Source organism: Leifsonia xyli subsp. xyli str. CTCB07, assembly GCF_000007665.1.
GTDB lineage: Bacteria > Actinomycetota > Actinomycetes > Actinomycetales > Microbacteriaceae > Leifsonia > Leifsonia xyli_C.
Genome location: NC_006087.1, coordinates 1,993,789 through 2,015,224 on the forward strand (window position 1 = coordinate 1,993,789; position 21,436 = coordinate 2,015,224).

27 protein-coding genes and 1 pseudogene are annotated in these 21,436 nt (G+C 68.7%); 12 read left to right on the forward strand and 16 right to left on the reverse strand.

Annotated features, from left to right (window positions below):
• Positions 1-11 precede the first annotated feature (11 nt).
• The 5 genes from LXX_RS09510 (at position 12) to LXX_RS12795 (ending at position 5,112) form a co-directional block, all read left to right on the forward strand.
• Complete coding sequence (locus tag LXX_RS09510; protein ID WP_011186641.1) at positions 12-893, forward strand: class II fructose-bisphosphate aldolase; 882 nt, start codon at positions 12-14, stop codon at positions 891-893.
• Positions 890-1,675 (forward strand): DeoR/GlpR family DNA-binding transcription regulator, encoded by a 786-nt coding sequence (locus LXX_RS09515; RefSeq protein ID WP_011186642.1) that lies wholly within the window; start codon positions 890-892, stop codon positions 1,673-1,675. Before LXX_RS09510 ends, LXX_RS09515 begins: the two co-directional genes overlap by 4 nt.
• Before the next feature lie 44 nt (positions 1,676-1,719).
• A complete protein-coding gene (locus LXX_RS09520; protein WP_041767698.1) occupies positions 1,720-2,883 on the forward strand; it encodes an N-acetylglucosamine-6-phosphate deacetylase in 1,164 nt (387 codons plus the stop codon).
• 240 nt (positions 2,884-3,123) lie between these two features.
• Positions 3,124-3,384, forward strand: a complete 261-nt coding sequence (locus LXX_RS12790) for an RNA polymerase sigma factor (protein WP_011186644.1) — start codon at positions 3,124-3,126, stop codon at positions 3,382-3,384.
• Positions 3,385-3,555: 171 nt separating this feature from the next.
• Positions 3,556-5,112 (forward strand): zf-HC2 domain-containing protein, encoded by a 1,557-nt coding sequence (locus LXX_RS12795; RefSeq protein ID WP_050737905.1) that lies wholly within the window; start codon positions 3,556-3,558, stop codon positions 5,110-5,112.
• Here LXX_RS12795 and LXX_RS09530 read toward each other — a convergent pair.
• On the reverse strand, positions 5,099-6,316 hold the full coding sequence (locus tag LXX_RS09530; protein WP_011186646.1) for an MFS transporter: 1,218 nt from the start codon (positions 6,314-6,316) through the stop codon (positions 5,099-5,101). The genes LXX_RS12795 and LXX_RS09530 overlap by 14 nt on opposite strands.
• Before the next feature lie 467 nt (positions 6,317-6,783).
• Between LXX_RS09530 and purU the strand changes: the two genes are divergently transcribed.
• Positions 6,784-7,656, forward strand: coding sequence for a formyltetrahydrofolate deformylase (gene purU, locus LXX_RS09535; RefSeq protein WP_011186647.1), 873 nt, complete (start codon positions 6,784-6,786; stop codon positions 7,654-7,656).
• A gap of 13 nt (positions 7,657-7,669) precedes the next feature.
• Positions 7,670-8,035 (forward strand): YrdB family protein, encoded by a 366-nt coding sequence (locus tag LXX_RS09540; protein ID WP_011186648.1) that lies wholly within the window; start codon positions 7,670-7,672, stop codon positions 8,033-8,035.
• 45 nt (positions 8,036-8,080) lie between these two features.
• On the opposite strand, the gene LXX_RS09545 is transcribed toward LXX_RS09540, so the two are convergent.
• Positions 8,081-8,299 carry a hypothetical protein gene (locus tag LXX_RS09545; protein WP_041767699.1) on the reverse strand — a complete coding sequence of 73 codons (219 nt, stop codon included), beginning with the start codon at positions 8,297-8,299 and terminating at the stop codon, positions 8,081-8,083.
• A gap of 217 nt (positions 8,300-8,516) precedes the next feature.
• Complete coding sequence (locus LXX_RS09550) at positions 8,517-8,723, reverse strand: hypothetical protein (RefSeq protein WP_041767700.1); 207 nt, start codon at positions 8,721-8,723, stop codon at positions 8,517-8,519.
• Positions 8,724-9,318: 595 nt separating this feature from the next.
• Between LXX_RS09550 and LXX_RS09555 the strand changes: the two genes are divergently transcribed.
• Positions 9,319-9,534 carry a hypothetical protein gene (locus tag LXX_RS09555; RefSeq protein WP_068981794.1) on the forward strand — a complete coding sequence of 72 codons (216 nt, stop codon included), beginning with the start codon at positions 9,319-9,321 and terminating at the stop codon, positions 9,532-9,534.
• Between the two features lie 543 nt (positions 9,535-10,077).
• Here LXX_RS09555 and LXX_RS09565 read toward each other — a convergent pair.
• The 7 genes and pseudogenes from LXX_RS09565 to LXX_RS09595 all read right to left on the reverse strand — a co-directional run bounded on the left by LXX_RS09565 (position 10,078) and on the right by LXX_RS09595 (position 15,526).
• Positions 10,078-10,284 (reverse strand): hypothetical protein, encoded by a 207-nt coding sequence (locus LXX_RS09565; protein ID WP_041767703.1) that lies wholly within the window; start codon positions 10,282-10,284, stop codon positions 10,078-10,080.
• Between the two features lie 119 nt (positions 10,285-10,403).
• A complete protein-coding gene (locus LXX_RS09570; protein WP_011186652.1) occupies positions 10,404-10,826 on the reverse strand; it encodes a hypothetical protein in 423 nt (140 codons plus the stop codon).
• A 147-nt stretch (positions 10,827-10,973) separates the two neighbouring features.
• Entirely contained in the window at positions 10,974-12,746 is a 1,773-nt protein-coding gene (locus LXX_RS12800; RefSeq protein WP_141692748.1) for an alpha/beta fold hydrolase, read from the reverse strand.
• Positions 12,747-12,764: 18 nt separating this feature from the next.
• Complete coding sequence (locus tag LXX_RS09580) at positions 12,765-12,971, reverse strand: hypothetical protein (protein WP_041767700.1); 207 nt, start codon at positions 12,969-12,971, stop codon at positions 12,765-12,767.
• A 186-nt stretch (positions 12,972-13,157) separates the two neighbouring features.
• Positions 13,158-13,944: pseudogene (locus LXX_RS09585) on the reverse strand (glucosamine-6-phosphate deaminase).
• Positions 13,937-14,206, reverse strand: a complete 270-nt coding sequence (locus tag LXX_RS09590) for a hypothetical protein (protein ID WP_041767704.1) — start codon at positions 14,204-14,206, stop codon at positions 13,937-13,939. Before LXX_RS09590 ends, LXX_RS09585 begins: the two are co-directional and overlap by 8 nt.
• 105 nt (positions 14,207-14,311) lie before the next feature.
• Positions 14,312-15,526, reverse strand: a complete 1,215-nt coding sequence (locus LXX_RS09595; protein WP_011186655.1) for an NADP-dependent isocitrate dehydrogenase — start codon at positions 15,524-15,526, stop codon at positions 14,312-14,314.
• A 146-nt stretch (positions 15,527-15,672) separates the two neighbouring features.
• Here LXX_RS09595 and LXX_RS09600 point away from each other — a divergent pair, with 146 nt between their 5' ends.
• The 3 genes from LXX_RS09600 (at position 15,673) to LXX_RS09610 (ending at position 16,972) form a co-directional block, all read left to right on the forward strand.
• On the forward strand, positions 15,673-16,125 hold the full coding sequence (locus LXX_RS09600; RefSeq protein WP_011186656.1) for a GNAT family N-acetyltransferase: 453 nt from the start codon (positions 15,673-15,675) through the stop codon (positions 16,123-16,125).
• A complete protein-coding gene (locus LXX_RS09605; protein ID WP_011186657.1) occupies positions 16,109-16,447 on the forward strand; it encodes an MGMT family protein in 339 nt (112 codons plus the stop codon). The genes LXX_RS09600 and LXX_RS09605 overlap by 17 nt, the downstream gene beginning before the upstream one ends.
• 99 nt (positions 16,448-16,546) lie before the next feature.
• Complete coding sequence (locus LXX_RS09610; RefSeq protein WP_041767705.1) at positions 16,547-16,972, forward strand: hypothetical protein; 426 nt, start codon at positions 16,547-16,549, stop codon at positions 16,970-16,972.
• Here LXX_RS09610 and LXX_RS15795 read toward each other — a convergent pair whose 3' ends face one another.
• From LXX_RS15795 to LXX_RS09625, 4 genes are all read right to left on the reverse strand, one after another.
• Positions 16,973-17,890 (reverse strand): sensor histidine kinase, encoded by a 918-nt coding sequence (locus LXX_RS15795; RefSeq protein WP_223227635.1) that lies wholly within the window; start codon positions 17,888-17,890, stop codon positions 16,973-16,975.
• Positions 17,891-18,053: 163 nt separating this feature from the next.
• Positions 18,054-18,737, reverse strand: a complete 684-nt coding sequence (locus tag LXX_RS15800; protein ID WP_223227636.1) for a hypothetical protein — start codon at positions 18,735-18,737, stop codon at positions 18,054-18,056.
• 3 nt (positions 18,738-18,740) lie between these two features.
• Entirely contained in the window at positions 18,741-19,421 is a 681-nt protein-coding gene (locus LXX_RS09620; RefSeq protein ID WP_223227637.1) for a LuxR C-terminal-related transcriptional regulator, read from the reverse strand.
• Positions 19,422-19,425: 4 nt separating this feature from the next.
• Complete coding sequence (locus LXX_RS09625; protein WP_041767706.1) at positions 19,426-19,773, reverse strand: response regulator; 348 nt, start codon at positions 19,771-19,773, stop codon at positions 19,426-19,428.
• Here LXX_RS09625 and LXX_RS16285 point away from each other — a divergent pair.
• Complete coding sequence (locus LXX_RS16285) at positions 19,772-19,903, forward strand: hypothetical protein (protein ID WP_256030478.1); 132 nt, start codon at positions 19,772-19,774, stop codon at positions 19,901-19,903. The genes LXX_RS09625 and LXX_RS16285 overlap by 2 nt on opposite strands.
• 126 nt (positions 19,904-20,029) lie before the next feature.
• On the opposite strand, the gene LXX_RS09630 is transcribed toward LXX_RS16285, so the two are convergent.
• Positions 20,030-20,389, reverse strand: coding sequence for a DoxX family protein (locus LXX_RS09630; RefSeq protein WP_050737907.1), 360 nt, complete (start codon positions 20,387-20,389; stop codon positions 20,030-20,032).
• Positions 20,386-20,907, reverse strand: a complete 522-nt coding sequence (locus tag LXX_RS09635) for a TetR/AcrR family transcriptional regulator (protein WP_176714729.1) — start codon at positions 20,905-20,907, stop codon at positions 20,386-20,388. Before LXX_RS09635 ends, LXX_RS09630 begins: the two co-directional genes overlap by 4 nt.
• Positions 20,908-21,436 lie beyond the last annotated feature (529 nt).

Sequence of the window (21,436 nt, forward strand, 5' to 3'; positions counted from 1 at the left end):
TCGGAGTCCCCATGCCCCTCGTCCCGACGCTCGACCTGCTGCGCAGAGCCGTCGCCCACCGCACCGGGCTGGCCGCGTTCAACGTCATCCATCTGGAAACGGCCGAGGCGCTGCTCGCCGCCGCGGAGGAGACGGGGCTGCCGATCGTGCTGCAGATCTCGCAGAACTGCGTGAAGTACCACGGTTCGCTGGAGCCGATCGAGGCGGCGACCCTCGCGGCCGCGGCGGGATCGTCGGCGTCCGCGGCCGTTCACCTGGACCATGCGGAGGATGAGGAGCTGACGCGGCGCGCGATCGACCTCGGCTTCGGCTCGGTGATGTTCGACGGAGCGGCACTGGCGTATGAACGGAATGTGGCGGCGACCGTGCGCGTCGTCGAGCACGCCCACGCGAACGAGGTTTCGGTCGAGGCCGAACTCGGCGAGATCGGCGGCAAGGACGGTGTACACGCTCCCGGTGTGCGCACAGAACCGGACGAGGCGCAGCGCTTCGTCACCGAGACCGGGGTCGACTCGCTCGCCGTTGCGGTCGGCAGCTCGCACGCCATGACGGAGCGGACCGCCCGGCTCGACCTGGGCCTGGTGGCCGCTCTCCGGCAGGCCGTGCCGGTTCCGCTCGTGCTGCACGGGTCGAGCGGCGCCGCGGACGAGACGATCGAAGCGGCGATCCGGGCGGGCATCACCAAGGTCAACGTCTCCACCCATCTGAACCGCTCGTTCACCGCAGGGGTCCGCGGGCACCTCGCCGCGAATCCCGGCACAGTCGACTCACGGACGTACCTGCGCGAGGGGCGCACGGCGATGACGGCGGAGGCGGCCCGGCTGATGCGGCTGTTCGATGTGACGGCGAGCGCCGTGGAGGAGAGGGACCGGACGAAGGAAACGGCGTCATGAACCGGGCGGAGCGGCTCACCGCCGTGCTCGACCTGCTGGCCGGCTCCGGTCAGATCGAGGTCGAGGACATCGTGGCGAAGCTCGATGTCTCGGCGGCGACCGCGCGGCGCGACCTGGACGCGCTCGCCTCGCAGCGGCTGCTGACGCGCACGCGCGGCGGAGCGGTCGGGCAATCGGTCGCGTACGACCTCCCGATCCGCTACAAGCGCCAACAGCGCACACCGGAGAAACTGCGGATCGCCCAGGCGGCGAGCGCGCTCGTTCCACGCGGCGCGGTGGTGGGCTTGTGCGGCGGGACGACGAGCACCGCCGTCGCAACCGTGCTGGGATCACGGCCGGACCTCATGGAGCCGTCGCCGCATCCCACGCTGACGGTCGTGACGAACGCCATCAACATCGCGGCGCAGCTGGTAATGCGGCCGCACATCAAGACCGTCGTCACCGGCGGTGTCGTGCATGCCCGCTCGTACGAACTGGTCGGGCCGTACAGCGATGTCGTGCTGGAGAAGATCACCCTGGACATCGCGTTCATCGGTGTGAACGGGATCGACCCGGTCGTCGGCGCGACCGTCCACGACGAGGGCGAAGCGAGCGTGAACTCGCTGATGGCCCGGCGGGCGGCGCGAGCGGTGATCGTGGCCGACTCCCGAAAGATCGGCCGGACGGCGTTCGCGACCCTCGGCGGGCCCACGGTTCTGACGACGCTCATCACCGACGACGGCATCACCGGCGAGCAGCGAGCCGCCTTCACGGAGCACGGCGTCGATGTCATCGTCGCTTAAGCCACAAGGAAAGGCACTCAGCGCGCGTCGCGTAGGTTGTGGGGATGTCCACTCACCTCATCCACTCAGCCCGCCTCGTCAGCGAGGGCCGCATCACGCACGCCGGCTGGGTCCGCTTCGCGGACGACAAAATCGCCGAGATCGGGGCCGGTGACACCTGGCGTGCCGCAGTCGCGGGCGACCCGGAGGCGATCGTCACCGACGCCGACGGCAGCTGGCTGACACCCGGCTTCGTCGACATCCACAGCCACGGAGGCGAGGGCGCGAGCTTCGACGACGGCCCCGACGCGATCCGTGCGGCGCTCGTCCTCCACAGCCGGCACGGGACGACCCGTGCTGTTATTTCGCTCGTGACCGCTCCGGTTCCGCAGCTGGCGGAGAGCCTCCGCGGTGTGCGGGAGCTCGCGGCGAACGACCCGCGCGTCCTGGGCTCGCACCTGGAGGGTCCGTTCCTCGACGCAGGGCACAAAGGCGCGCACGACCCCGGACTCCTCCGCTCGGCGACCGGCGACGACATCGCACTGCTGCTCGACGCCGCCGGCGGCACCCTGCGGCAGATCACGATCGCGCCGGAGCTCCCCGGCGGGATGGCGGCCGTGCGCGCCTTCGCGGAAGCCGGCACCGCTGTCGCGGTCGGGCACACCGCCGCCGACTACGGGCAGACCCTGGCGGCGTTCGAGGCGGGCGCCCGCATACTGACCCACGCCTTCAACGCGATGGATGGCCTGCACCACCGTGCGCCCGGCCCCGTGGCGGCGGCGACACGCACCCCGGGCGTGACGCTCGAGGTCATCAACGACGGCACGCATGTACACCCTGAGGTCGTGCGGGTGCTGTTCGCATCGGCTCCCGGCCGCATCGCCCTGATCACAGACGCGATGGCCGCCGCCGGGTCAGCGGACGGGGACTATCTGCTCGGCTCGCTCGCGGTCGAGGTGCGCGGCAGCGTCGCCCGGCTGGCCGAGGGCGGCTCGATCGCGGGTTCGACGCTGACGCTGGACGACGCTCTGCGCCGGGCCGTGATGGAAGTGGGGATCGGTGTCGAGCACGCCGTGCTCGCCCTCACCGAGACGCCCGCCACGGCCATCGGCCGCGGGGACGAGTTCGGCCGCCTCGCCCCCGGGTTCGCCGCGGACGCGGTGCTGCTGGACGACGGTTTCCGGGTGGTGCAGGTGTGGGCGGCCGGTTCGCCGGTCGCGCGGTCCTGACGGGGCTCGGCGCGGGTTCGGGGGCCGGGTTCTCCGCGAACCCGGCCCCCGAACCTCCCCCGGTGTGATCGGCGCTCGGGTCGCCGGTCACACACCGTGGCGATCCGCTCCGCGGAGCGCGCCACACGATAAGGGACCATCGACCTCCCCATCCATGACGCGACTTGTGCGAATTTTCTTTACCCCGTCTGAAATTATGGATTTCGAACATCTCATACGTCGATCGGGCAGAATCGATGGATGCCCTCTGTGACCGATCTCTCCGACGCCGATCTGGTGGACCGCACCCGTTCGGGCAACAGCACGGCCTTCGGGGAGCTCTGGCGCCGGCATGCCCGGGCGGGCCGGACGATCGCACGCAGCTTCACGAGCATCGACGCCGACGATCTCGTCGCAGAGGCGTACACCAAGATCTTCCACGCCCTCTCCCGCGGCCACGGACCCATCGGATCCTTCCGGGCCTACCTCTTCACGACCGTCCGCAATGTCGCCTCCACCTGAGGTCGTTGCACAGCCCGCGAGACGCCCATCGACGACGCCGCAGCCCTCGCAGATCCCGCCTTCGACGAGGACCATGCGCTCGCCGAGCTGGACCGCTCGCTGACAGCCCAGGCCTTCCGTTCGCTCCCCTCGCGCTGGCAGGAGGTGCTCTGGTATTGCGAGGTCGAGGCCATGAAGCCGGCCGCCGTCGCCCCCTTGCTCAGAATGTCGGCCAGCGCCGTCGCCGCGCTCGCCTACCGGGCCCGCGAAGGGCTGCGGCAGGCGTGGGTGCAGGCCCACATCGCGAGCAGCCCGGAAGACTCCGAGTGCCGCTGGGCCACGGACCGCCTCGGCGCCTACGCACGGAACGGCCTCGGCAAACGCGACACCGCCAAGATCGAGTCCCATCTGGCGGACTGCGCCCGCTGCGCCATCGTCGCCGAAGAAGCGAAAGACGCCGGCAGCCGGCTGGCGCTGGTGCTGCTCCCGCTGGCGGTCGGCGTCGGCGGGACAGCCGCGTACACCGCGTGGGCGCAGACCGGAGCGAACGCGGTGGCCTACGCGCTCGGTTCGGCGGGGGCGGCGCTACCCAAATCAGTGACCTGGGGGACGACGGCCGGCACAGGCACGACCAGCGCGGGCACGACCAGCGGCGCTGCCGGGTCCGGTGTGACGATCGCCGGTCTCGCGGCGGGCGGCGCGCTGCTCGCCGCCGCCCTGGCCGGAGCCCTCATTCTCGGCCCGGAACTCTTCGCCGAAGCACCGGTCGCCGCGGAGACCTCACAGCCGCCCGCCGCACAGAAGCCCAGCGCACCGCGGCCCCGTGAGCCGGAGCCGGCGAACGAGCCTGCCGCCCCCGCTGAGCCGACGGCCGAGACCCCCGCCCCCGCGACGCCGCCCGCAGCGGCCCCGCTCCCCGCTCCCGCGGAGACGCCGGCGGCGGATCCCGCGACGGCGCCGATCGCCGCCCGCCCGGGCCCGCTCTCCCTCGGCTCGGCCACCAGGATGACCGCCACGGCGTTCGAGCTGGACTTGGCCGGAACCGCCGTCCCCGGCGCCACCGTCGAACTCCGGTGCGGCGACATCCTCCTCGGGACCACGACCGCCTCTCCCGGCGGGTCGTGGGCCGCCGCCTTCCCGATCGACCGGCTGGCGAACGGCACCTGGGCGCTCACCCTGGTGCAGGTCGTCTCGGGCGCGGCCTCCGCCCCGGTCCCGATCGAGGTCGTGGTCGCTCGCCGGCCCCTCGCACCCACGATCGCCGTCGACACCGGCTCGGGCTACCTGCTCCCGATCGTCTCCGGGACAGCGGAGCCGGGCGCGACCGTCGAGGTCTTCGATCGCGGGTCGCTGCTCGCCACGGTCGCCGCGGGGGACGACGGCCGCTGGGGAACCGACCCGCTCGGCACCGGTGCGTCCTTCGCGATCAGCGCGCGCTCGACCGGCTCATCGGGCGGTGTCTCGGCGGCCAGCGAGACGGTCAGCGGCCAGATCGCGGTGCCCTCCGTCGCCGCCGAAGCCAGTGGCACGGTGCTCTCGGTGAGCGTGGCGGGTGTTCCGGGGAGGGAGATCGCCCTCTACGCAGACGGAAAGCTGAGCGGCCACACCGGGAGGATCGGCAGCGACGGCGTGTTCGCCGCCCTGTACGAGTGGCGGAGCCCGGGCGAGCACCGGATCGGGTTCGCCTACACGGCGGACGGGCGCCACGGAGTGCTCGCCGAGACGCCGATCACCATCACACTCGGCTGAGCGCCGCCGACATCCGTCCCATGACGACGACCAGGACCACGGACACGACCAGGACTCCTATGTAGAAAACGGGGAGCAGCCCGAGCCCGCCAGCGTCGAAGATCAGCGAACCGACGAGCGCACCGCCGCCGATGCCGATGTTGAAGGAACTCGTGTACAGCGCGGAGGCGGTGTCGCGGAAGCGCGCGCTCGAGGTGTGCAGGAGCCGGGTCTGCAGCAGCGGCGGGAGGGAGCCGAAGGCGAGCCCCCACAGAACGAACGCGCCGATCCCGAGCACGGGCAAGGACGCGAACGCCGCGAGCACGGCGACCGCGACCCCCGTCACCGCGAGCCCGAGCAGGACTCCCCGCTGCGGACTGCGCCCGAGCACGGAAGCGGCGAGCAGCAGGCCGCCGGCTCCAGCGATGCCGAAGAGGAACAGCAGCGCTCCGACATCCCCCGGCGGCACCTCCATCGGTCCGGTGAGGAACGGCACGACGAAGGTGTAGAACCCATAGTGCCCGATCATAGTGACCGCGGCGATGAGGCAGATCATGAGCACCACCGGGACGCTGCGGTCGCGGGCCCGCGGCTGTGACCGGTCGCGGCCGGGTTCCCCCGCGTCCCGCTCGACCGCCGGCAGAAGCTTGGCGATGAGGAGGGCGCCCGCCAGCATGAGCAGTGCGAGCGTGCCGAATGTGAGCTGCCACCCGAGCAGGTGCCCGGCGAAGGTTCCCAGCGGGACGCCGAAGACGAAGGCGAGCGTTCCGCCGCTCAGGGTGATTGCGACGGCGCGGCCGATCTGCCGGTGCGGAACGAGGTGACCGGCGTACGCGCCGACGACCGACCAGAACATCCCGTGCCCGAGGCCGCCGAAAACGCGCGCGACGACCACCCAGGCGTAGTCGGGCGCGAACGCGGTGAGGGCGTTCGCGACGGCGAGGACGACGAGGACGCCGACGATCATCCCGTGCCGGGGCCAGCGCCGGGTGAGCACGGTGAGCGGCGGGCTCGACACCACGACGGTGAAAGCGAAGACACTGACCAGGAGGCCGATCTGCGCCTCGCTGACGCCGAGCGACGCGCTCATGTCCGGCAGCAGACCGGTGGGGATCATCTCGCTGGTGACCGAGAGGAAAACGGCGACGGCGAGCGCGATGAGCCCGGCCCAGGGGAACGCGGGGCAGGGCGGTGAGGAAGATGAAGGCGGGGGTGGCGCGGTCATGAGTCTCTGTCCGGCGGACGGCGGCCCGCCACCGTCCGGCTTCGCGCCTGTGTGCGCGCCCAGGGCCGGCTGAGTCAGCCGACCGCGTCCAGTTTACACCGCCGGGATCGGGGAACGGCAGCCGCCAGCCTCGATGAGAGGCGCAGAGAGGGTCATCCCCTCGAGAACGCGCGCCAGTGCGCGCCGGTGAGTGACGCGCAGGCGCCGTCTGCCAGAGGGAGAGGCCGGACCGGGGCAGTTAAGAACCGCGAGCTCCGCCCGGACACGGAGACGGTGGCGGCGGACCACCGCCGGAACAGGTCACGGGCACGTCCTTTGCGCCCGGTCCGCTGAATCGTTCCGGGCCGCTTCGGCCCGGCGCCGGACCGGGAGGCCGCCGATGTGACGCGGGCGGGGCTTCCCCGGACGCGCTGATCATACGCCGCTTCCTCTGCACGGCGCACCGGACGTCGGGATACCCTGATCGGATGGACTCACCCGCGCCCGCCACACACCCCAACCACTGGGTTCTCACCTTCAGCTGCGCCGACCGGCCCGGCATCGTGCATGCGGTGAGCGGCGCGATCGTCGCGGCGCGCGGGAACATCACCGAGAGCCAGCAGTTCGCGAGCACCGACACCGGCCGCTTCTTCATGCGGCTGCAGGTCGAGTCCGCCGCCGACCGAGAGGAGTTCGAGCGGGCGCTCGCCCCGATCGTGACACAGTTCGGGATGTCGCACCGCGTCGACAACGTCGGGCGGCCACTGCGCACACTCGTGCTGGTCTCCACGGCCGCACACTGCCTGAACGACCTACTGTTCCGCCAGCGCGCGGGCCATCTGCCCGTCGAGATCCCGCTGGTGCTGTCGAATCATGGAACACTGCGCGACCTCGCCGGCTTCTACGGCGTCCCCTTCGAGTCCGCCCCGGTCACCGACCCGGCCTCGAAGGCCGCGTTCGAGGAGCGGACGCTGGCCGCCGTCGAGGAGCACGGCATCGAGCTGGTCGTCCTCGCCCGCTACATGCAGATCCTGTCGCCGGAACTGTGCGAGCGGCTCGCGGGCCGGGCGATCAACATCCACCACTCCTTCCTTCCCGGGTTCAAGGGCGCGAACCCCTACCGCCAGGCGCACGCGCGGGGTGTGAAGCTGATCGGGGCGACGGCGCACTTCGTCACCAGCGACCTCGACGAGGGGCCGATCATCGAACAGAACGTGGTCCGGGTGGACCACGCGAGTAGCGTCCCGGAGCTGGTCGCCATCGGCCAGGACGAGGAGAGCCGCACGCTCACCCAGGCTGTCAAGTGGTTCGCCGAGGACAGGGTGCTGCTCGACGGGGCACGGACGATCATCTTCCGCTGAGTACACTGGTCCCGTGACCGCAACACCCCAGGAGAGCGCCGAGCACCACAGCGTCGGGCCGAACGACATCCTCCGTTTCGTGCTGGAGGTGTTCGCGATCGTGTCGCTCGGCAGCTGGGGTTCCCTCGTGTGGCCGTTGCCGTGGAACATCGCGATCGGCCTCGGCGCGCCGGCTCTCGCCATTCTGCTGTGGGCGCTGTTCCGCTCCCCCCAGGCCGTGCTGCGGGTCGACCCGTTCGCGAAGGCGCTCGTCGAACTGGTCGTCATGGGCGCGTCCGCGTTCGCCTGGCTCGGTCTCGGCCAGCCGATCGTGGCGGGTGCGTTCGCCCTCATCGCGACGGTCAGCGGTGTGATCAACGGCCGGCGCGATTTCCGGTGAGGGGCGGTCAGGACAGCGTCTCTCTGGTCTGAGGAACCACGGTCGTCACACCGCCAAGGCGGTGGCGGCCGCGGTCACCGCGATATCCGCCGCCGCCACTTCGACGGCGGCCGGGATCACCAGTTCCACGGTCGCCGCGACGAAGATCGCCGCGCAGGTCGTCTCACCCGGTCGCCGGGCGAAGGCCGAAAGCGTCTCGGGTTCGAGCGGCTCGTTCGCGGTGGTCTCCGCGAGCCGAGCCTGAGTGTCTGCTATGAGATTCATTCCTCTCATCTCCTTCTTCATCAGCCTCGCTGCGCTCTGCAGCGAGGGAGAGGTATCCCGATGTGAACGGGATGTCGATATCGCCCCCTTCGTGGCCGTTGTCCTTCACCAGGCAGAACGGGACGTCTCGCCGGCGACGTCGAGCGTTCGCGCGAACAGCAGGACATCCGTCCTCAAGCGTCTTGCGCGATCTCCCCATGATTCGACGCCTCCCGGCCTAGACGGAGAGCGTTGTCACGGCCAGGGCGGCCGCGCCCGAGGCCACATCGTAGGCCGCGATATCCATCGCCGTCGCCGCGACGACGGCGATCACGCCGAGACAGGTGACTTCGTGGAGCGGCACTGAGGACCCTGCTGTGACATCCGTGTTGAGTTCAGTGGCGACCAGGTCGCTCAGAGCCTGGGCGGTTCGTTGCAGAGACACCGTCGTTTCCTCTCCCGAGAGCGAGATTTTCGCTCCTTTCAGGCTAGGAGGCACCGGCCAGGAGAGCGATCACACGGTCCGAATTGAGTGGAACGCTAAGTACACTGAAAAGCCACTGAAGTACCCGGAGACAGCAAAAGGGCATCCAGCCCCACCCGGCTGGATGCCCCTCTCACCGCCGCTTCGCTACAGCCTCTGCCAGCTCGGCTTGTGATCGTACGCGTAGCGGTAATAGGCGATGTTCGAGCACACCCTCATGTCCGAGCGCACCCGAGGCCGCACCGGCGGACAGAACCCACACTCGGCCCCGGCGTTCAGCCACCGGCAGCAGGGCTGACGGGAGAGCTTCAGGACCCGGCACGCCGCCGTCACGGGAATCCCCGATTGAGCGAGCCTGTCACGAGCGGGCGCATCATCTTCCCGGCAGGCTCGCCTGCGACAGCTACGCCGCCGCCGCAACACCTTCTTCTCCCACTCCAAAGCTTTTCCGACTACTTAGAGCTCTGCTCAATTCAGGCCCTGTGACCGCTCGCCTGGCCGGCGCCTTCCTAGCGTGAAGGTAGCGAAAATCTCGCTCCTCAGAGAGGAAACGACGGTGTCTTTGCAACGAACCACCCAGATCGTGAACAACCGGACCGCCGCCGGACTCGATACGGGATCGACCTCCAGCTTCGCACTATCGCATCGGGAGAGCACGTGTTTTGCAGTGATCATCGTCGCCATCGCCGCCGCGGAGGCAGCAGGGGACTTCGCCGCTATCGACATCGCCGATGCTGCGGTCATCGCGGCCGCGACAACAGTCGCCGGTTAGTCGGGAGGCGTCGAATCATGGGGAGATCGTGTAAGACGCTGCGAGTGTTTTGCGGGCGCGTATCCAGATTAGTTCTCCGCGGCCGGAGAACTGTGAGCAGTGGTGCGCTGTGAGGCCCAGAAGTTACCTGTGGCGGCTATATCGAAAGCCTGTCCCTCATACCGCTAGAGCGGTGGCCGCCACGGCCGCCGACCCCACCGCGACGTCCACCGTTGCCTCGGCGCCCAGAAATGCGGCGTAGGCCATGACCGCAGCAACCGACAAACAAGTGATCTCGCTCTGAGACCGGGAGCATCCCGCTGGTGTCGTCGTTTCGAGCCGCGAACTCAAGACGCCATTCACTGTCTCAGCGGTCTGGCTCATAGTCATGTTTCTTTTCATTTCATCTTCTTTCTTCATTCGTCTCGCTGCGTTCTGCGGCGAGGTAGAGGCGCGATCGGCGCGGAGACGGTACATGGGCAGCCGCTCGATTCCGCCGCTGCGCGCCCACGAAACGCTCGCAACATCTTGCGCGATCTCGCCACGGTCCGAGGTCCCCCCCGACTAGATGGCGAGCGCCGTCGCGGCCAGGGCGGAGGCGCCCGTGGCGACATCGAAGGCTGCGACGTCCGCCGCTGCCCCCACGATGATCGTCACCACTCCGATACAAGTGTTTTCGCGGTGCAGCACCGAGGTACTGGCTGTCGCATCCGGGTCAATTTCAGTGGTGACCCTATCGTTCAGGGTCTGGGCGGTCTTTTGCAGAGACATCGTCGTTTCCTTTCCCCTAGCAGCGAGATTTTCGCCACCTTCACGCTAGGAAGGCACCGACAAGGGGAGCGATCGCACGGCCGGAATCGAGTGGAACGCTAAGTGCTCTGAAAGGCCACTCATTTTTCTTCATCCGTCTCGCTACGCTCTGCAGCGAGGGAGAGGTATCCCGATATGAACGGAATGTCGATATCGCCCCCTTCGTGGCCGTTGTCCTTCACCACGCAGAACTGGAAGCCGAGGACACCGGCGTCGAACGGCTCCAGGAGCACGCGGGCGCGATCGGCGAGGAGACGGTACATGGGCAGCCGCTCGACTGCGCCAGGGTTCGCGGCCAGCTGATTCAGGAACAGGTTCGTCACATCCAGCAGGGCTTTGCTGCGCCGCCGGTCGGGGAAGAAGAGCAGTTGGGTGGCGGACCGTCGCGGATAGCGGGTGAGCGGGACCCAGGGAGACGTCTCGCCGGCGACATCGAGCGTTCGCGCGAACAGCAGGACATCCGTCGTCATCGGCCGGGGGGCGAAGAAGCGCCAATCGGGCACGATTTCGTCGAGGAGGGGCCGAAGCGCCCGCGTTCGCGGCAGAAGCCGGACGGAGCGGTTTGGGATGCTGGCGCAGCAGAGTGAGCAGCAGCAGCGCGCAGGACGCCGCAGAGAAAGACCAGCGGGCCGCGGCCCCCGCAGCCGGCCTCATGCGGACGCCTCCACGTGTTCGAGGATGAGCGCCGCCACCGTCTCGGCGTGCTCACGCGAGCTCAGGATGGAATGGTGGTCGCACCCCCGCACCGCCAGGCCGACACGCCCGTTCTCGCAGGGCTCGTCTGCGGGCAGCTGCGCGGAGACAAGCTGCGACCAGATATCGACCCCGGTGGCCTCGACAGGCCCGGGGACGCCGTTCGCCGCCCAGTCCTCGAGGATCAGGCGCCAGAGGGCCGCCGTCCGCCGCCACCACGACGGGGTCCGTTGCGCGTCCCAGGAGCGGCTACCGGCCGGGCCGGGAAGCCCCGCGACCCATCCCGGCCGGGTGAAGAGCAGACCGCCGCTGAGGAGCAGCGTCGCGGGGAGAAGATGCATAGACTTCAGAGTCGGGTTCGTCCGCGGATCGGTGTCCACCACAGCGGGATCGGTCGGATCGACCCGGATGAGTTCCGAGACCGATCCCGGCACACGAGCGGCCACCGAACCGGCGACACAGGCCCCGAGCGAGTGCCCCACAAGCACCACCCGCCCCGGGAGCGCCGAAACGAAGTCGCACAAACCACGCAACACCGCCTCGATCCCCCCAGCGGAGAGACTCTGGCCGCCAAGCGCATCGGCGAGGACGATCACACGCCCACCGCTCGACAGCAGGGACGCCCACCGGGTGAGATCGTGGTGGAGCGATCCGAGACCGGGGAAGAGGACGAAGCAGACCTCGCCGGGCCCGGAGGAGCGGCGCTCGCTGAAGCTGACCGTGGTCCCGGCGGACGTGGGAGACCGCTTGAGCAGGCTCCGCTCGTCGCGCCAGCGACGTTCGTGCCATCCAGCGCTCACCGCCCCGGCGGTCACCCCCGCCGCGATCGCGCCGGCCAGCAGAAGCGGCACCGACCGGTCTTGGGCGCTGCGGCGTCGTGACCCGAAGACGTACGGGACCGCGACCAGCATGGCGGGGAAGGCGGTCACGAAGCGCCCGAGCCCCATCGTGGCTCCCACGGCGATATGGAAGCCCGCCGCGATCAGCGTGAACAGCCAGGTCACGGGAGGACACCGGAGAAGCACCAGCGCGAATGCGCACTCGAAGCCGAGCATCCCGCGGCTCAGCGTCCGGGCCAGTCCGGGATGCGCGTGCAGCACCCGCCAGAGTCCCCGGTCGCCGTAGGCGCGGGTCCGCATGACACCGGTGAGGGCTTTCCCGGATCCCCAGTCCGGGTTGGGGATTTTGGCCCACCCGGAGGCCTGGTAGGCGAGCGTCGCCTGGAGAGCCAGGTGGGTCAGGGCGATGTCGGCCGCTCGGGGCGTGCCGATGGCCCGAGCGGCGCCGACGGCGAGCGTCGTCTGCAGCACCGCCTGATCCGAACCGTCCGAGCCACGCCGGGTCCTCGGGCCCAGGAGCATCTGGGCGATCGCCGACCCGAGGTGCAGGGCGCCCGTTGCGCGCGTGCTGACGCGACCCGAGAGCACAGCCATCGAGGCGGCGCCCCGGAACAGCGTGAGAGCGAGGCTGACACCCCGGCCGGACACGACATCGACCAGCCGGAAGAGGACCGGCGGCAGGATACGGCGCTGCTCCTGCCGCAGCGTCTCCCACGCGTTGAGCCCACCGCGACGACGATCTCCCGGGTTCACCAGATATTCGGCGACACTCGTGAGCACAGTCACAGCGCTGAGGCACTCCGCGATGCGGAGGGCAGTCCCCCGGCTCAGGAAGGCTGTTTTGGATGCGCGCCCACGAAACACTCGCAGTGTCTTGCGCGATCTCCCCATGATTCGACGCCTCCCGGCCTAGACGGAGAGCGTTGTCACGGCCAGGGCGGCCGCGCCCGAGGCCACATCGTAGGCCGCGATATCCATCGCCGTCGCCGCGACGACGGCGATCACGCCGAGACAGGTGACTTCGTGGAGCGGCACTGAGGACCCTGCTGTGACATCCGTGTTGAGTTCAGTGGCGACCAGGTCGCTCAGAGCCTGGGCGGTTCGTTGCAGAGACACCGTCGTTTCCTCTCCCGAGAGCGAGATTTTCGCTCCTTTCAGGCTAGGAGGCACCGGCCAGGAGAGCGATCACACGGTCCGAATTGAGTGGAACGCTAAGTACACTGAAAAGCCACTGAAGTACCCGGAGACAGCAAAAGGGCATCCAGCCCCACCCGGCTGGATGCCCCTCTCACCGCCGCTTCGCTACAGCCTCTGCCAGCTCGGCTTGTGATCGTACGCGTAGCGGTAATAGGCGATGTTCCTCAGCCGCGAGGCGGCCGCCTCGTCCACCAGCACGGTGACATGCGGGGGCAGCTGAATGGCGGAGCCCGGATTCGACGCCGACACCGGCCCCTCGACGGCCCCGGCCACAGCCTCGGCCTTGCCCTCGCCGAAAGCCAGCAGCAGCAGATGCCGCGCCTTCAGAATGGTCGACAACCCCTGCGTGACGCAGTGCATCGGAACATCGTCCTCAGAGGGGAAGAAGCGCGAATTGTCCTTGCGCGTCTGCTCGGTCAGGGTCTTCACGCGCGTGATCGAGGCGAACGAGGAGCCGGGCTCGTTGAAGCCGATGTGGCCGTCAGTGCCGATACCAAGGATCTGCACGTCCACCCCGCCGGACTCGGCGATCGCCCGCTCGTAGTCGGCGCCCGCGTGCTCGATGCCATCGACAGCGCCGTTGGGCACATGGATGAGCGAGGGGGTGAGCCCGAGCGGTTCCACGACCTCGCGGGTGATCACCGCGCGGTACGACTCGGGATGCCCGGCCTCCAACCCGACGTACTCGTCCAGTGCGTAGCCGCGTACGTGGGAGACGTCCACCCCCCGCTCGCCCACGCGGCGCGCGAGGGCCCGGTAGGACCGGCAGCGGAGTGGACCCGGTGGCCAGACCGAGAACGGCGTCCGGCTTGTGCGAAATCAGGTCGAGAATGGACTCCGCTGCGAGCTCTCCTGCTGCGTCCTTATCCGGGACGACGACGACTTCAGCCAACTGTTCCTCCTCCGAGCACCGCTTCGAGCGCGGCGACAGGTGTTCTTTCGGGGACGAGGCTGATACGGCGCGACAGCGCCAGCGAGGCGAGGAACGGAAGACCGTCCCGCCCCGCTATCGAGCACCTCGTGGACATCGCAGAGCCGCCGGTCCCCGAAGGGCTGACGCCGCCGATCACCACGGTGTCGGCAGCGACGGTCAGCGCGAAGACCAGCACCGCTGCGGCGATGCCTTCATTCAGCGTAGCCTTGATCGCGGTCACCGCAGCCGCGAACGGCGAGCGGAGCGGGGACGGGCCGCAGGTGCGCCACCAGCGAGCGGCCCGGTGGCTCTCGGTCCACCGGGCCGCTCGGGCACGACCGCGGGCTCAGCCCAGGAGCGCCTTGAGGTTCGCACTGATCGCCTCGAGGAACTCCTCCGTCGTCAGGAACGCCTGCTCCGGGCCGACCAGGAGGGCGAGATCCTTGGTCATCTTGCCCTGCTCGACCGTCTTCACCACGACATCTTCGAGAGTGTGGGTGAAGTCGATGAGCTGCTGGTTGCCGTCGAGTTTGCCCCGGTGCGCGAGCCCGCGCGTCCAGGCGAAGATCGAGGCGATCGGGTTGGTGGAGGTCGGCTTGCCCTGCTGGTGCTGGCGGTAGTGGCGGGTCACCGTTCCGTGCGCGGCCTCCGCCTCGACGACCTTGCCGTCCGGCGTGGTCAGGACCGAGGTCATCAGACCGAGCGAGCCGAACCCCTGGGCCACCGTGTCGGACTGGACATCGCCGTCGTAGTTCTTGCACGCCCAGACGTAGCCGCCCTCCCATTTGAGGCTGGAGGCCACCATGTCGTCGATGAGACGGTGCTCATAGGTGAGCCCGGCCGCGTCGAACTTCTCCTTGTACTCAGTGTCGAAGACCTCCTGGAACAGGTCTTTGAACCGGCCATCGTAGGCCTTCAGGATGGTGTTCTTGGTCGAGAGGTACACCGGATACTGCCGGTCCAGCCCGTAGGTGAAAGAGGCCCGGGCGAAGTCGCGGATGGATTCGTCCTGGTTGTACATGGCCAGTGCGACACCGGCGCCCGGCGCCTGGTACACCTCGACGCTCTTGGCCTCTCCGCCGTCGCTCGGCTGGAAGCTGAGGGTGAGGGTGCCCGGGCCGTCGAAGGTAAAATCGGTGGCGCGGTACTGGTCGCCGAAGGCGTGGCGGCCGATGATGATCGGCTTGTTCCAGCCGGGGACGAGCCGCGGGATGTTGGAGATGATGATCGGCTCGCGGAACACCACGCCGCCGAGGATGTTGCGGATGGTGCCGTTCGGGCTCTTCCACATCTTCTTGAGGCCGAACTCCTCGACGCGCGCCTCGTCCGGGGTGATCGTGGCGCATTTGACGCCGACGCCGTGCTTCTGGATGGCGTGTGCGGCGTCGATCGTGATCTGGTCGTCGGTCTCGTCGCGCTTCTGGATGCCGAGGTCGTAGTACTCGAGGTCGATGTCGAGGTACGGGTGGATGAGCGAGTCCTTGATCGCCTTCCAGATGATGCGGGTCATCTCGTCGCCATCGAGCTCGACGACCGTTCCTTCAACCTTGATCTTGTCCACTGGTTCTCCTGCTTCTCTGCCGTTTTCAGCCGCAGAAAGCTTACCTGAGCCGCGTAACTATCTTGACATCGAGACAAATTGCCTCCCGGCCTCCGGCGGCCGGACTCGACTATGCCAGTATCGCCTCGCACGTTACCCTTTCGTTTATGGCTGAGTTGAGACTGGAAGAGTTGAGCGCGCGGACCGTGGTTGCGGCGAACGCGCTCACATTGAAGCCGGGCCAGGAGCAGTTCATCGCTCCGGTTTCCTACTCGGCTGAGGCCGCTGTCGCCGACCCCAGCACCTCCTGGCAGCGCGTCGTGCTCGACGGCGACAATGTCGTCGGCTTCATCATGGGCGACTTCAACCCTCATGCCCAGCACGAGGAGTTCCGGGCGATCCTCTGGCGCATCAACGTGGAGGCCGGCGAGCAGGGCCGCGGCGTCGGCACCTTCGCGGTGCTCGCGCTGGCCGACGAGGCCCGTCGACGTGGCCACCAGCGCCTCTCTGTGATCTGGGAGGCCGGCGAGCAGGGCCCCGAGCAGTTCTTCCTGCGCAGCGGCTTCCAGTCTTTCGGCGAGACGCAGTACGGTGAGACGATCGGTGCCCTCGAACTCTGAGCCCGGAGCCCCGGATGGGGAGCAGGGCGATTTCGCCTCCCGTGTCCTGGCCGCTGTGGGCGGCATCCCTCCCGGTCGCGTGATTACCTACGGGGATGTCGCCGCCGTGCTGGGATCGCGCGCCGCCCGCCTTGTCGGGCAGGTGATGGCCCACTTCGGCGGCGAGGTGCCGTGGTGGCGCGTCGTCCGCGCGAGCGGCCATCCCGCCGCGAACCACGGGCACAGCGCCCTGGAGCACTATCGGGCAGAGGCCACACCCCTGCTCGGCGTGGGCGGCCCTGCCTACCGTGTGGACCTGCGGAACGCCCGGCACCGCCCCTGACCGGAACCCGCTTTCGGAGCGTCATCCTCGCGATCGACGCTTGCACTCAGGTGAATGGTGTTGACTGGCAGGATCGTCATCGTCACTCAGGAGTCAGCTGTGCCCCGTGCTCGCCGAGTCGCCATCGCGGCGTCCACCGTCCCCGTCCTGATCGCCCTCTCGGGCTGCTCGGTCGTGTCGATGTTCGCCCCGCACGTCCAGTCGGCCATCTTCGACACCGCCAAGGACTTCGAAGCGGCGGGCACGGCGAGATTCGGCTCGCCCGGCTTCGTACCGGGCGACGCGACCGTGATCCGCGTGGACTACGACACCAACACGGGTGAGACCATCCTCACCTACACCTCGCCGACGCACGTCCTCGCAGGAACCTGCAAGGCCGAGACGGCGATGCCCAAGCCGAAGGTCCAGGACAGCTGGTGGCCGATCAGCGGCCTGCCCGAAAAGGCGAGCGACTGCGGCGGTGGCTGGAGCGCGTTCGTGCTCGGCGACCAGACCTATGCCGCGAAGGCCGCAAGCGGCAAGTGATCACGCTGGCACGGGGATGAGCAGCTCCACAATCGTCCCGAGCCCGGCCTCCGAGTACACCTCCACGCGCCCGCCGACGGTCTCCACCCGGTCACGCAGGCCCTCGAGCCCGCCGCCGGCCTCGATCCTCGCACCGCCGCGGCCGTCGTCCTTCACCGTGATCGCGACCGCATCCCGATCCCGCTTCACCACGATGGAGTAGGTGCGCGCCTGCGCGTGCTTGGCTGCGTTGGCCAGGCACTCCGAGACGCAATAGTATATCGTCTCCTCGATGACCGTCGGCAGTCTTTCGAGCAGCTCGACGTCCACCTCGACCGGCAGAGGGCTGCGCTGCGCGAGTTCGAGGAGCGCCGAACGGAGGTCACCGTCGGTCAGGACGGTGGGGTGGATGCCGCGCGCCAGCTCCCGGAGCTCCCGCAGTGCGTCGGAGAGCTGCGCGGACGCCTGTTCCAGGTCCGCGACGAGTTCCGCCTCCCCCGCGCTCTGCGCCTTGCCCGTCGCGATGCGCAGGCCGATCGCGAGCGAGACCAGCTGCTGCTGCGAGCCATCGTGCAGATCGCGCTCCAGCCGCCGCCGCGCGAGATACTGCTCCTCGACGATGCGCAGGCGGGACTCACGCAGCTCCTGGATGGTCTGCTCCAGCCGATCCCGCAACCGGTCGTTGTCGACGGAGAGCAGCAGCGCCGAGGAGACCGCGTCCAGCAGCCGGTCATCCTGGCTCAGCGCGATATCGTGCTCGATCAGCGCGATGGGTCCCTGGTCGGAGTCGATCGCCAGGGTCGAGCGGCCCGGGCGGCTCTCCGTCGCAGCCGGCGCCGGCTCCCCGTCGCTGGTCGCGTAGCCGCGCCACTTCTCCTCCCACCAGAACACACGCAGCGAGCTGTCGTGCAGCGCCCGGCGGCCAGGCTCGACTCCCAAAGCGATCTGTCCACTTTGTCGCGCGCGACGATGACGAGATCCGCCACCCGGGAGCGGAGGCCACGGACATAGAAGACACCGCCGCCGAAGACCGGCGGGATGAAGGCGATCGCCACCGGCGGGACGAACTGCAGCCAGCCGCCGTCCCAGCCGATCGCGAAGCTCAGCGAGTCCTGAATCGTCCCGTAGCACCAGAGCAGCAGGCCAGCGGCATCACGAACGACACCCGCCGGGCCGGGAGCGAGCTCGCGAACCAGCGCGCGGCGAGCCGCACCACAACGGTGAGCATCAGCCCCAGCCCGATGATCCGCCAGGCGATGCCCAGCCCGTAGACGGCATCGGGGCTCGGCAGGACCGCATAGCTGTTCGCGACGCAGCCGCAAGCGGACGAGGCTGGCGAACTGAACAGGAGGATGCCTGCGAAGCGCGCCAGGAAGGCCGCCGACACCACGAGAACGACAGCCCGGTCGAACGTGGAGAGGATCTTTCCGGCCGGATAGGAGAGCACCAGGACGCCGACCAGCACCGCCCACAGGTCCGTCGCCCCCGACAGCAGCGGCCACAGCCAGCCGATACCGCGGGCCAGCGGACACCAGGCGCCCGCCGACCAGAACAAAGCGGCAGCGACCATCAGCCAGCCCGGGAGCGGGTTCCGCACCGCGCGCCACGCGATGATCGCGCAGACCGCGTAGTCGAGGGCTACGGCGACGAACACCAGCGCCCAGCCGATGCCGTAGGGTCGCGGACCGTAGTCCCCCCAGGCGGCGCTCAGCACCTGGGCGAGGACATTGGCGGCGATGGCGGCGACGACCGCGAATGCACGGAGCCAGAGGCGCGCAGTGGCCACGGTTCAGGCGCCCTGGCGGAAGAAGCGCAGAACGGCGAGCACGCGACGGTGGCCCTCCGCGGAGTCCTCGATGCCGAGTTTCACCATGATGCGGCCGATGTGCGACTCGACGGTGCGCAGACTGAGATGCAGGTCCGAAGCGATCCCCGCGTTCGAGCGGCCCTCGGCCATGAGCCGGAGGACGTCGCGCTCGCGGGCGGAGAGCGCATCCAGCGACACCTCCGACGAGCGCGCGGCGACGAGCAGCTGCACGACCTCCGGGTCGACGACGGAGCCGCCGGCAGCGACAGCGCGCACGGCGTTCACGAGGGCGCCGGCGTCCGCGACGCGGTCCTTCAGCAGATATCCGGTTCCGCTGCCGGCGCTCATAGCGCGGAATGCGTACGCGGCGGTGGTGTACATCGAGAGCAGCAGCACGCCCACCTCCGAACCGGAGGCCCACAGATCTTCGAGCGCGCGCAGACCTTCGTCGCTGTGGGTCGGCGGCATGCGGATGTCGAGGACAACGGCATCGAGGGCGCCGTCCCGCGCGACCACGTCGAGCAGCTGCCCCGCCGTGTCGACGGAGGCGACCACCTCCACTCCGCCCGCGCGCAGGATCTGGCCGATGCCCTCGCGCAGCAGTACCGCGTCGTCGGCGACCGCGACCCGAGGCGGGCGGGATTCCCAGTTCACTCCCACCACGCGCTTACTTTAGCAGGCCTCGGATCGCCTCACCCGTCAGCTCAGCCTTGCCGATGAACCCGTCCGCACCGCTGTCTGTGATGCGCGTCCCGTAGTCGTGGCGCGACCTGCTGGACGTGAGGACGACAGCGGCTCCGGTGGCCTGCACAGCGCCGACGAGGTCGAAGCCGTTCGCGTCCGGGAGAGCGACATCCAGCAGCACCAGATCGGGCGTGAGGCGCCGACTCAGCTCGACGCCACCGGCTCCGGTCTCCGCAGCGCCGACCACCGAGAACCGCTCCAGACGGAGCAATTCGGCCATCTGTGCGCGGAATCGCGCGTGGTCATCGACGATCACAACACGAAAACACATGCGGACAATCATCGCCCAGGAGCGCCCCGCCCGCATCCGTGCCACCACCGAGCCCGAAACGGGTGGTCACCCGGATGCGGGCGATCCGGCCGTGCGCCACGGTGGAGTCACCGTGGCGCACCCTCTCTGAGCGACTTTGCCCCGGTCGGACGGTTCCGCCGAAGCGGCATCGCCCATCCAAACGCCACCGAGGCCCTGAGCGCCCAGGCCCCGACGTCCCAGGCCGCACCGCGGTTCCGCCACGGTGGCGGGGCCGTCACCGTGCGTAGGAGGCGATGAGTGCGACCCCGGTGAGGGCGAGCATACCGAGGCAGTTGATCCAGAACGCCCGTCCGAGGAAACGTGCCTTGATGTGCGCGGCGGCGGCGCACAGGAAGTAGGCGACGACTCCGGTGTTCGCGGCGATCCCCACCCCGGGAGTCCAAATGCCCACGATGAGCCCCGCACTCGCGAGGGCCTTGACGACGATGAGGGTCCACCACCACTCCTGGGGAAGTCTCACCCCGTTCAAACAGTCGCGAATGAACGCTGGCGGCCGGATCGAAAGCGCCGCTTCCGCCACCAGTACGACAGCGAGGGCGGCGGGCGCCCACCAGAAATGGGGCAGCAGGATCACGGGTTCTCCTTATCGGGCGGGCACAGCGCGGACATCGTGTTGCGCAAGTCTTCTTTGAGGGCCACCGCGTCATCGCTGCCGCTCGCAGCCCAGAGGAACAGCGTGCCCAGGTAGGCCCGGTGCAGTGCGCGAGCAAGTGCGTCGCTGCCGGGACCAAGCACTTCACGAAACTCGGTGATGAGCGTTGCGGCGAGTTGAGTGAACACCGTCGAAGCGTGACTCCCGGCAACGAGGATCGACGCATACGCTCGGGCCAGCTCGGCTCGATCCGCGAATACATCGACGAACGACTCCTGCAAGGCGACGATCCGATCCAGCGCCGAGCCCGTGGACAGCGCGCACGACCGCTTCCGATGCTCGGCCTCGATGAGACGGTCGAAGATCGCCACAAGCAGCCCGCTCTTGTCACCGACCGCAATGACGGTTCCGGCACTCACACCCGCCGCGGCCGCGATATCGCGAATCGTCGTGTCCGCGAACCCTCGCTCCCGAAACAGAGCGTCCGATGCGGCAAGCACCCTCGTCTCGGTCTCCCGCCGGGCAGTATCCCGCGCACCCGCCATCACGCCTCCGAACATGTTCACTGAACGTGTTCAGTGTAGCCCATTCCGCCGCGAACGGCCCAAAGATCGGGCGCGCGTCAAACATCCATCGCTACGCGCAGCTTCCTCTTGTCAACCGAACTGACGCGAGAGCGATGCAAACGAGCCCAGGTGGGATCTACGTCAATGGCTCGCACACAAAGCCGCGCACTTCGGTAGCCGCGAGGGTAGTCGACGATTTGGGTCATGTTCCAGCTTCGATAGCCGATTTGATCGCAGCGGCAAACGATACAATCGTTCGGGCACAAAATCGATGAGGACACAACACTGCGACGCCGCGATCTCCTCCATGCCACGATAGCGAGTGGTCTGGAATCGGCTTTTGCGCACACCTACCACCGACGCCGCCGGCAAGCACGCCTGAGCCGATTGACACCAATCGAGTACGAGGCCATGATGACCCCGACCCTCGCGGCCTGACTAACCCCTGTCACCTAAACGTACA